General features: G+C 56.0%; 11 protein-coding genes. 8 read left to right on the forward strand and 3 right to left on the reverse strand.

Annotated elements, in window-relative coordinates; genetic code table 11:
* Positions 1–4 precede the first annotated feature (4 nt).
* The 7 genes from F8562_RS26990 (at position 5) to F8562_RS27020 (ending at position 5,752) form a co-directional block, all read left to right on the forward strand.
* Positions 5–379 (forward strand): YcfL family protein, encoded by a 375-nt coding sequence (locus F8562_RS26990; RefSeq protein WP_014228846.1) that lies wholly within the window; start codon positions 5–7, stop codon positions 377–379.
* Positions 380–391: 12 nt separating this feature from the next.
* Positions 392–1,027: a penicillin-binding protein activator LpoB gene (gene lpoB, locus F8562_RS26995; protein WP_014228847.1), complete on the forward strand. Its 636-nt coding sequence runs from the start codon at positions 392–394 to the stop codon at positions 1,025–1,027.
* Positions 1,008–1,826, forward strand: coding sequence for a thiamine kinase (gene thiK / locus F8562_RS27000; protein ID WP_014228848.1), 819 nt, complete (start codon positions 1,008–1,010; stop codon positions 1,824–1,826). The genes lpoB and thiK overlap by 20 nt, the downstream gene beginning before the upstream one ends.
* 31 nt (positions 1,827–1,857) lie before the next feature.
* Positions 1,858–2,868, forward strand: a complete 1,011-nt coding sequence (gene nagZ / locus F8562_RS27005) for a beta-N-acetylhexosaminidase (RefSeq protein ID WP_029946910.1) — start codon at positions 1,858–1,860, stop codon at positions 2,866–2,868.
* Positions 2,869–2,904: 36 nt separating this feature from the next.
* Entirely contained in the window at positions 2,905–3,447 is a 543-nt protein-coding gene (gene ycfP, locus F8562_RS27010) for an alpha/beta hydrolase YcfP (protein ID WP_004849931.1), read from the forward strand.
* 235 nt (positions 3,448–3,682) lie between these two features.
* Positions 3,683–4,987 carry an NAD(P)/FAD-dependent oxidoreductase gene (locus tag F8562_RS27015; protein WP_089046448.1) on the forward strand — a complete coding sequence of 435 codons (1,305 nt, stop codon included), beginning with the start codon at positions 3,683–3,685 and terminating at the stop codon, positions 4,985–4,987.
* Between the two features lie 225 nt (positions 4,988–5,212).
* Positions 5,213–5,752, forward strand: a complete 540-nt coding sequence (locus F8562_RS27020) for a glycine zipper 2TM domain-containing protein (protein WP_004131424.1) — start codon at positions 5,213–5,215, stop codon at positions 5,750–5,752.
* A gap of 55 nt (positions 5,753–5,807) precedes the next feature.
* Here F8562_RS27020 and F8562_RS27025 read toward each other — a convergent pair whose 3' ends face one another.
* Together F8562_RS27025 and F8562_RS27030 are read right to left on the reverse strand one after the other, a co-directional pair.
* The gene (locus tag F8562_RS27025) at positions 5,808–7,985 is read right to left on the reverse strand and encodes a TonB-dependent siderophore receptor (protein WP_014228851.1); all 2,178 of its coding nucleotides are present in this window, start codon (positions 7,983–7,985) and stop codon (positions 5,808–5,810) included.
* Between the two features lie 370 nt (positions 7,986–8,355).
* A complete protein-coding gene (locus tag F8562_RS27030; protein WP_004849937.1) occupies positions 8,356–8,991 on the reverse strand; it encodes a TetR/AcrR family transcriptional regulator in 636 nt (211 codons plus the stop codon).
* A 249-nt stretch (positions 8,992–9,240) separates the two neighbouring features.
* Here F8562_RS27030 and bhsA point away from each other — a divergent pair, with 249 nt between their 5' ends.
* A complete protein-coding gene (gene bhsA, locus F8562_RS27035) occupies positions 9,241–9,498 on the forward strand; it encodes a multiple stress resistance protein BhsA (protein WP_004131427.1) in 258 nt (85 codons plus the stop codon).
* A gap of 220 nt (positions 9,499–9,718) precedes the next feature.
* Here the strand turns inward: bhsA and ldtC are convergent, their stop codons facing one another.
* Positions 9,719–10,678: a L,D-transpeptidase LdtC gene (gene ldtC, locus F8562_RS27040; protein WP_014838097.1), complete on the reverse strand. Its 960-nt coding sequence runs from the start codon at positions 10,676–10,678 to the stop codon at positions 9,719–9,721.
* Positions 10,679–10,763 lie beyond the last annotated feature (85 nt).

Genomic DNA, 10,763 nt, shown 5'->3' on the forward strand with positions numbered 1-10,763 from the left:
ATTCATGCGCGCAGCCCACTTCGGCGCACTTCTGGCCGTGACGTTACTGGCCGGGTGCAGTTCGCATCCGGAAATTCCGGTCAGCGATCAGCAAAGTCTGGTGATGGAATCAAACGTACTGGCAGCGGGCATCAGCGCTGAAGTACCGACGGTGACCGCATCCGAGATTCAGGCGACGGCGACCACCCGATTGTTCAATGAACGCCAGGTACCGGTGACCGTGCATTATCGCTTTTTCTGGTATGACGCCAGAGGGCTGGAAATGCATCCGCTGGAGTCCGCGCGCAGCATAACGGTGCCTGCGCACTCTTCCGTTACGCTTTATGGCAGCGCCAATATTCTGGGGGCGCACAAGGCCCGACTTTATCTTTATCTGTAAGAGGTAATCGTAATGATTAAACTATGTCGCTATGCATTAGTTACCGCACTGGCGATATTCCTTGCCGGATGCGTGGGCCAACGTCAGGAACCCGCTCCCGTTGAGGAAGCGCAGCCGAAGCCGCAGCAGCCCGTTCAGCCGCAGCCGACTGTGCCGACTATTCCCGTGATACCTACGCAGCCGGGTCCGATTGAACACGGCGAGCAGCCAGCGCAGCCGGCGCCGCGCGTGCGTCATTTTGACTGGAATTCTGCGGTGCAGCCGATGATTGGGCAGATGCTGCAGGCCAGCGGCGTAAATGCGGGCAGCATTTTGCTGGTCGACAGCGTCAATAACCGCACCAACGGCACGTTGAATGCGGGAGAGGCCACCACGGCGCTGCGCAACGCGCTGGAAGGCAATGGAAAATTCACCCTAGTCTCGCAGCAGCAGCTGGGCGTAGCCAAACAGCAGCTTGGCCTGTCGCCGCAGGATAGCCTTGGCAGCCGCAGTAAAGCGATGGGCATTGCGCGTACCGTTGGCGCACAGTACGTGCTCTATTCCAACGCGACCGGCAACGTTAATTCCCCTGAGCTGAAAATGCAGCTAATGCTGGTCCAGACCGGCGAAATTATCTGGTCAGGCAAAGGTGCTGTTCAGCAACAATAAGCTCACGCGCGACGAAGTGCTGTCGCGCTTTTTCCCGCGCTATACGCCTGTCGCCGCGCCGCCCCAAAACGGGCTGAGCGGCGGCAGCTGCATTCTCAGCGATGGTCGGCAAAAGCGGGTGCTGCGCCAGCCGCACGATCCGCATGCGCCGGCCTGCGACTTTCGCCGTCAATATCACGTTCTGTCACGCCTTCCCGATTCGTTAGCGCCCGCGCCGGTGTTTTATTCTCCCGCCTGGATGGTGGTGGAATATTGCTCAGGCGATGTGGTTAACGCATTACCGGAGTGTCCGGCGCTCGCAGGGTTACTGTATCATCTGCACCAGCAGCCGCGCTTTGGCTGGCGTATCGCGCTGCGGCCGCTGCTTGAGCGGTACTGGCAACAGTGCAGCCCCGCGCGGCGCACACCGCAGTGGCTACGCTGGCACAAACGGCTGCTGCGTCGCGGCGAGCCCCGGCCGCTGCGTCTCGCCCCGTTACATATGGATGTCCATGCGGGCAACATCGTTCACGGCGAGGCGGGACTGCGGCTGATTGACTGGGAATATGCGGGCGATGGCGATGTTGCGCTGGAGCTGGCGGCGGTGTGGATCGAGCCCGCCGCGCATCGTCGGCTAGCCGCAGAATACGCGAGGCAGGCGAGCATCGATGAGCTTCAGCTCTGGCGGCAAATTCAGCGCTGGCGTCCGTGGGTGCAACTGCTGATGGCGGGCTGGTACGAGCGACGCTGGCAGCAAACCGGCGACCGACAGTTTATTGCGCTGGCGGATGAGGTATGGCGCCAGTTAGACAAAAAGTAAAAGGATAAGAGAGGTGGATGTGGGCCCGGTAATGTTGGATGTCGAAGGTTTTGAACTGGATGCGGAAGAGCGTGAGATTCTGGCGCATCCTTTGGTTGGCGGGCTGATCCTGTTTACCCGCAACTATCACGATCCGGCGCAGCTGCGTGAGCTGGTCCGCCAGATCCGCGAGGCCTCGCGCAACCATCTGGTGGTGGCGGTAGATCAGGAAGGCGGGCGCGTACAGCGTTTCCGCGAGGGCTTTACCCGCCTTCCCGCGGCGCAATCTTTCGCCGCGCTGCTCGGCATGGAGGAGGGCGGTAAGCTGGCCGCAGAGGCCGGCTGGCTCATGGCCAGCGAAATGATCGCCATGGATATTGATATCAGCTTTGCGCCGGTTCTGGACGTTGGGCATATCAGCGCCGCTATTGGCGAGCGATCCTATCACGACGATCCCGACAAAGCCCTGGCGATAGCTCGTCATTTTATTGACGGCATGCACGCCGCGGGAATGAAAACCACCGGTAAGCACTTTCCCGGACACGGCGCGGTGACGGCCGATTCCCATAAAGAGACGCCGCGCGATCCGCGCGCGGAAGCGGAAATTCGCGCCAGAGATATGGCCATCTTCCGTACGCTGATTGGCGAGCAGCGGCTTGATGCGATCATGCCCGCCCACGTCATCTACAGCGACGTTGACCCGCGTCCGGCCAGCGGATCTGCGCACTGGCTAAAAACGGTTCTGCGCGGTGAGCTGGGATTTGAAGGGGTGATTTTCTCTGACGATCTGTCGATGGAAGGGGCGGCGATTATGGGCAGCTACGCCGAGCGCGGCCAGGCATCGCTGGATGCGGGTTGCGATATGATCCTTGTCTGCAATAATCGTAAGGGTGCGGTCAGCGTGCTGGATAACCTGTCGCCGATCAAAGCAGAACGTGTTACGAAATTGTATCATAAAGGTTCCTTTAGCCGTCAGGCGTTAAGGGATTCCGCCCGCTGGAAGACGATCAGCGCGCAGCTTGAGCAGCTTCACGCGCGCTGGCAAGAGGCGAAATCCGCGTAATAAACCTGAAAGGCGTTGTTGTCTGGTGAGGATGCGATGATTATCTATTTACATGGTTTTGACTCAAACAGCCCCGGTAACCATGAGAAGGTGCTTCAGCTTCAGTTTATTGACCCCGATGTTCGGTTGATTAGCTACAGCACGCGGCATCCCAAACATGATATGCAGCACTTATTAAAAGAGGTCGATAAGATGCTGCAGCTGAGCGCCGACGATCGGCCGCTGATTTGCGGCGTGGGTCTCGGCGGCTTCTGGGCGGAGCGAATTGGCTTTCTTTGCGATATCCGCCAGGCCATTTTTAACCCGAACCTGTTTCCCAATGAAAACATGGAAGGGAAAATTGATCGGCCGGAAGAGTATGCGGATATTGCCACCAAATGCGTGAATAATTTCCGCGAAAAAAACCGCGATCGCTGCCTGGTGGTGCTATCTCGTCAGGACGAAGCGCTGAATAGCCAGCGTTCGGCGGACCTGCTGCACCATTACTATGAGATAATCTGGGATGAAGAGCAGACCCACAAGTTCAAGAATATCTCCCCGCATCTCCAGCGCATAAAAGCCTTCAAAACCCTCGGCTAAACGCGCGCCGGCCCGCAATGTGAAAACATCGCGGGCTTTTTTTTATTCATTTTTGCGATTCTGCGCTCAAAAAATATGCGGTAAAACTTGATGCATATCAATTTTGGTATGACCAATGCACCGTTCATGTTATTCTCGATCTCGCTGAATGGTTTCACTGCCGTAACCTGTTGTTAATTAAAGGTTATATGTATAACTTTTAATTAACAATTGGTTAATAATTTTAGGGGGTCGCGTGACTACGCCATTGAAAAAAATAGTGATTGTGGGTGGTGGTGCCGGTGGGCTGGAGCTGGCTACCCAGTTGGGTAAAAAGCTGGGCCGTAATAAAAAGGCCAAAATCACGCTGGTTGATCGTAACCACAGCCACCTGTGGAAACCGCTGCTGCATGAAGTGGCGACCGGTTCACTTGATGAAGGTGTAGACGCGCTGAGCTACCTTGCTCACGCCCGTAACCACGACTTCCAGTTTCAGCTGGGATCGGTGGCGGATATTAACCGTGAAACCAAAACGATCACCCTCGCCGAGCTGCATAACGAGAAGGGCGAGCTGCTGGTGCCCGAGCGTAAGCTGCCTTACGACACGCTGGTCATGGCGCTGGGAAGTACGTCGAACGACTTCAACACGCCTGGCGTGAAAGAGAACTGCATCTTCCTCGATAATCCGCATCAGGCGCGTCGTTTCCATCAGGAAATGCTGGATCTGTTCCTCAAGTATTCGGCGAACCTCGGGGCGAACGGCAAGGTGAATATCGCCATCGTCGGCGGCGGCGCGACCGGCGTTGAGCTGTCGGCCGAGCTGCACAATGCGGTGAAACAGCTGCACAGCTACGGCTACAAAGGTCTGACTAACGAAGCTCTGAACGTGACGCTGGTTGAAGCTGGCGAGCGTATTCTGCCCGCGCTGCCGCCGCGCATTTCCGGCGCCGCGCACAGCGAGCTAACCAAGCTTGGCGTTCGCGTATTGACCAAAACCATGGTCACCAGCGCCGATGCAAACGGTCTGCACACGAAAGAAGGCGAATTTATCAACGCTGACCTGATGGTCTGGGCGGCCGGGATTAAGGCGCCGGACTTTATGAAAGAGATTGGCGGTCTGGAGACTAACCGTATTAACCAGCTGGTGGTCGAACCGACGCTGCAAACGACGCGCGATGCGGATATTTACGCCATCGGCGACTGCGCGTCCTGCGCCCGCCCGGAAGGCGGTTTTGTTCCACCGCGCGCTCAGGCTGCGCACCAGATGGCGACCTGCGCCCTGCACAATATTCTGGCGCAGATGAAAGGTAAGCCGCTGAAAGCTTATACCTATAAAGATCACGGTTCGCTGGTGTCGCTCTCTAACTATTCCACCGTGGGCAGCCTGATGGGCAACCTGATGCGCGGTTCAATGATGATCGAAGGTCGCATTGCGCGCTTCGTCTATATCTCGCTGTATCGCATGCACCAGATTGCGCTGCACGGCTACTTTAAAACCGGTCTGATGATGCTGGTAGGACGTATCAACCGCATTATTCGTCCGCGCCTGAAGCTGCATTAATGTCTCTGGGCGGCAAAGCCAGAAGGTTTTGTCCGCCCGTTTGCTTTTCGCATTAAGAGACTCATAACCAGAATATCCTCCTTTCCTTGCCGGAAAACCCTCTCAGATTCCTCCGAATCCCGTTGATTTGCCACACGTTCACGCACTTTTCATCCGCTTTCTTATTTGCAAGCCTGATGCCTGGATTGCAAAATTACGGGCAATAGCAACGAAGGAGGAAGTCCCGTGAATAAATCAATGTTGGCGGGTATAGGAATTGGCGTGGCTGCCGCGCTGGGCGTCGCAGCCGTTGCCGGTCTTAACGTGTTAGATCGCGGCCCGCAGTATGCACAGGTAGTATCCAGTACGCCGATAAAAGAGAGCGTCAAAACCCCGCGCCAGGAGTGCCGGAACGTCACCGTGACCCATCGTCGACCGGTGCAGGATGAAAACCGCATCGCCGGATCCGTGCTGGGCGCGGTAGCCGGCGGGGTTATTGGCCATCAGTTCGGCGGCGGACGCGGCCGCGACGTTGCCACCGTCGTGGGCGCGCTGGGCGGCGGCTATGCCGGTAACCAGATTCAGGGCTCAATGCAGGAAGGGGATACCTACACCACGACGCAGCAGCGCTGCAAAACGGTGTACGATAAATCAGAAAAAATGCTCGGCTACGATGTCACTTACAAAATCGGCGACCAGCAGGGCAAAATCCGTATGGATCGCGACCCTGGTACGCAAATCCCGCTGGACAGCAATGGCCAACTGATTCTGACTAACAAAGCGTAAAAAAGATGTGTATCTTTATTCGCCCCTCAGGCTCTCTGGCTGAGGGGCTTTTTTATCAGAAGCTCAAAGCGTAGTTCAGGCCGAAGGTGCGTCCGCGACCTTTATACTCGTAGAGAGAGCTGCTGCCGTAGGTCGGGCTATACAGCAGCGGCGCGCGCTGGCCCCAGACGGTGACATAATCTTCATTGAGCAGGTTCTCAATGCTGAAGGTCAGCTTGCCGAGAGGGAGCGCGTAGCTGCCGATAAAGTCTACCGTATTGTAGCCGTCGAGCTTGTTGCCGCTGGCATCGCTGATATCAAACACCTGCTGGCTTTGCACCCGCAGCGACCACGGCTCCGGCGCCCAGCCCACCCACGCGGTGGCTTTTGACGGCGAGGCGAGAGTGACGTCCCACTTCTGCCAGCTACCGTCGCTTTTCACCTGCGATTTCAGCACGTTAAAGTTAGCTCCGGCGCTCCAGTCGCTGTTCGGGAAGTAGTAGTCCACCGCGCCCTCTACGCCATAAATACGGCGTTTATCGGACTGCACATCGATGGTCATATCGGTACGGTTAACGACGATCGTTTTATCGGAGGTCGAGTAGTAAGCCGCCAGCTGAGTGCGCAGATTATCACCGGTGTAGCGCCAGCCCAGTTCGTACGAGTTAACTTTAATTCCCTGCAGCGGCGAATCGCCAACGTTCACGCTTGAGATAAGCGGAAGATGGCCGTTGACCGCCGCGCCGTACTTTCCGATGCCGTAGTATTTGCCCGGATCCGGCAGCTCAACGCCCTGAGAGAAGTTAAACCAGGTCTGCTGGCGATCGGTGAGATGGGCGACAATCCCGGCGTTAAACAGGAAGTTGTCGTAATCGGTTTTTCCGCCCGGAATGGCATCCGCTGAGCTGACCTTGCCGCTGGCGACATCCTGCTGCTGGGCATAGCCGACAAAATCATCGACCCGGTTTTCCGTCCACTGATAACGTACGCCGCCGCTGATAGTGAAGATGTCGTTCAGGTCATAGCTGGACTGCAGGAACGGCGCCAGGTTGGTAATGCTGTAGCCGGGATAACGGCCGGTGGTGTAGATAGCCTGGTTATTCAGACCGCCGGAAGACATAGACTGGCCCAAATCGAAGAACATCTGATTGGCGTTGAAGGTTTCGTGGTCGGCGTCCACTCCCCAGGTCAGATCCCAGCCATCCAGCGGCTGGCTATTCAGGGTGATCTTCGCGCCGTACTGATCGGTATCCTGCTTTGAAGAGGAGAAGCTGCTGACCTGGCCTTTGCTGAGCGTAGGGAAAGGGTAAAAAGTCAGGGATTCATCACGATAATAGACCTGGCTGACCAGATTCTGGCCGAGGAAATCGGCATCGGAATACTGCAGGCTTATCAGGTGACGTTCGGTGCCGGGGACGCGGTCGGAGTTCAGGCCATCGGTGGTAAAGGCTTTGCCGTCGCCGGTCACCGCCGACATATTTTTCCCGAGGTACAGACCGTAATCGTCGCCCTGGCTTTTATAGTACTGGGTTACCAGCTGCAGCTGACGGTTCTCGTCAATCTCAATGGTTCCCGTTCCCATCACATCCAGGCGGTCGGAATGCTGAAGCCCGGTCTGGGTATTATCAAGGATCAGCGCATCATTATTGCCATCATACCAGCCGCCAAAACGCTGATAGGCGACCGATAAACGGCCGGAAGCGTGGTCGGTACCGCCGCTGACCGCTGCCGCCACGCGTTCATCATGATCGTTGCTGTTGGCAAAACCGGTTTTGCTCCCCAGCTCCAGATCGACCTGACGCTCCTGCTGGCCCTTTTTGGTGACGATATTAATAAGGCCGCCGGTACTACCGCCGCCGTACAGCGATGTGGCGCCGGAGATCACCTCGATATGCTCAATGTTAAACGGATCGATAGAATCCAGCTGGCGGCTGTCGGTACGGGAGGAGTTAAGGCGAACGCCGTCAATCAGCACGACGATCGCGCGGCCGCGCATATTCATGCCGTAGTTGGTGCGTCCCTGGCTGCTGACGTCGATGCCGGGGATCAGCTGCGCCAGCACGTCTTTAAATTCTTTTCCGCCCTGAACTTGCTGTTCAATTTCCTGGCCTTCGATAACCCAGGTGGTCTGGGCCATTTCAGCGACGGTGCGGTGCGTTCGGTTTGCGCTGACGATCATGCTGTCATCAGCGGCCCAGGCGGGCAGGGCGGTTGCCAGCAGCAGTGGGTTAAGCACCCAGAGACGCTTGTTCATGCTCATTCCTTTTATGAGTTTATGCCCCTCATTCTTCAAGTTGCAGGTGTGTTGACTGCGGATTACTCGGCCCATCCATGGGCCTCGCCCCTACGGGGCCAGCGCTAGCGCAGATCAAGGCACAAGCGCCATGTCCTGCAACTCGAATTATTTAGGGCTTACGATATCGTTGTTTTCGTTATTCGGTACGGGCGTACCGGTTGTTACATGGTGAAATATACAGAAACGTTTAACACCGAATTTTGCCCGTATTGATTATTGTTATCAATATCATTCTCGCGAAATGAACAAAATAAATGACTGAAAACATTGCGTTATGTAGGGATAAAGGGGAGGGGAACCGGTGGGGAGCCCACCGGTAAGCGAGGTCTTAGCGCTGAAGAACCTGGGGCCACAGACGCAGCGTGGTTTCGGCGATTTGCATGATTTTAGTGAAGTCGGCGCCTTCGCGGGCGCTGATCGACATGCCTTGTAATATGCAGTTAAGGAACTGCGCCAGCTGACGTACGTCGCCGTCTGGCGGCAGCTCGCCGCGCAGCTGCCGCTGCTGGAGAAACTGCGTTAGCGTTTGTTCCTGCATCGCGTGCCGGGACTTAACGGTATTGGCGATATCGGTGGACGCCGCCGCCAGCGCTGCGGAGGTATTAATCATAAAGCAGCCTGCCGGCGTTTCTTTGCTGGTAAAGCAAGTCGCGACGGCGGTGAAGTAGTCGCGTAATGCTCGATCGACGCTTTTCTCTTCGTCAAAGAGGAGCGCTTCGTGCCTGGCGGCAAAACGCGCGATGTAGCGATCCAGCACCGCGCGAAACAACCCCTCTTTATTCACAAATTCCGCGTAGAGCGTAGGCGCTTTTGCGCCCGTCGCCTCCACTAAATCGGCGAGAGAGGTCGCTTCATAGCCGTGCTGCCAGAAGAGTGTCATGGCCTTATCCAGCGCCGCTTCCCTGTCGAACACTTTAGGTCGGCCACGGCTTTTTTTTGTGCAACTTTGAACGTCAGTTGTCATGGTGCCGCTGTACCTGTGTTGGTTTGTTGAAAGGGCATTATAAAAATAAACCTTACGTGCTACCAGCGATGTTGCTCTAAAAATAAATAATTCATATATGTATGAATTTTAAGCTGTTTATAAATAGTTAAACGGTCGTTATAAAAATATTTTGACGTGTGATGTAGATCACATTATCATTTCCCTATCGATCGTTAATTAAATGCGTTCGCCCCTACAAAAACATTCATCTGCACAGGTATAACAATCATGAAAAACGTTAAAACACTCGCTATCGCCGCTGTTCTTAGCTCACTCTCTTTCGCCAGCTTCGCCGCTGTAGAAGTTCAGTCAACGCCGGCGGGTCAGCATAAAATCGGTACCGTTTCCGCCTCAGCCGGGACCAACCTGGGTTCGCTGGAAGATCAGCTGGCGCAAAAAGCGGAAGAGATGGGCGCAACCTCTTACCGTATTACGTCCGTAACCGGTCCTAACACCCTTCACGGGACTGCGGTTATCTACAAATAATTGTTGCGCTACCCCTGTTATGCCACTGACTACGCGCGGATCTGACCCCCTTCAGCAGTCCGCATAAAGTAAGAAGTACGTTGTTCTCTGACGAGAGGCGGTGCCCACCCCTTATATGGCGCCGCAACCCGCAGAAAAGCAGGACTCTGTTTGATTATTGCCATAAAAAAACCGCCTCAGTGAACTGAAGGCGGTTTTTTTTCGTCGGCAGTTTAGCGAACTAGAGCGACTGCTCCGTTACGCGATGGTGGCGGGTGACGTCAATCGGCATGCCCGAACGCAGCATCATCGCGCGTTCCATTACCTCGGTGTCGGTTAACTGTGCCTGCTTAAACGCCTGCATGCTGTCGGTAAGGGTAATCGGCAGCGTCTGCGGGTCGTCATCAATATGTTTTGACAGCGGCTGATGGACCTCCACCAGACGGGTGCCGTTCGGCTCCACGGACACCTTGATTGGCGTATTGATAATCGTCACCCTGGTGCCAGGGGTGATTTCGTTGTACAACGCTTTGATGTCGTCATCGCGCAGGCGAATACAGCCGGAGCTGACGCGCATGCCGATGCCGAAGTCGGCGTTGGTGCCGTGCAGCAGATACACGCCGCCGTACGCCGCCAGGCGAATAGCGTGGTGCCCCATGGGGTTATCCGGGCCAGCGGGCATGACGGCGGGCAGGTCAATGCCCATTGCTTTATAGCGGGCGCGAATATTGGCCGTCGGCGTCCAGGTCGGGTTGGCGCGTTTGTCGGAGACGGTGGTAACCATTGTCGGCGTGATGGTGTCGCCGCCGAGCTGGCCAATGCCGATAGGATAAACGGTCACTTCACTTCTTCCTGGCGGATAGTAATAGAGGCGAAGTTCGGCCAGGTTAAGGACTAATCCTTCGCGCGGCGCGTCGGGCAGCAGGGTTTGCAGCGGAATCGTCAGCACGCTACCGGCTCGTGGAACATACGGATCCACCCCGGGGTTAGCCTGGAGCAGGGCCAGAAAACCGACGTTGTACTTTTTGGCGATCGCTTCGAGCGAGCCGCCGTTATTCTCGACGACATGAAACTGGTTTTGCCCGACCAGACGGCTGCCCGGAGGCGGCAGGGGCCAGGTATTGGCGCGAGCGGGCAGCGCCAGCGCGGCGGCGATAGCTATCATCCCCAGCCAGAGAGAAATTCGCGTAAAGCTTTTCATCACCCTAATTCCATAATAAGTAAGTGGTTATTTTTATACGAAAAGTCTCTGAGATTATGGCGAAGCGAGTGTCTGGAAGTTAAGA

The organism is Klebsiella sp. RCJ4 (assembly GCF_009025755.1).
Lineage (GTDB): Bacteria > Pseudomonadota > Gammaproteobacteria > Enterobacterales > Enterobacteriaceae > Klebsiella > Klebsiella michiganensis.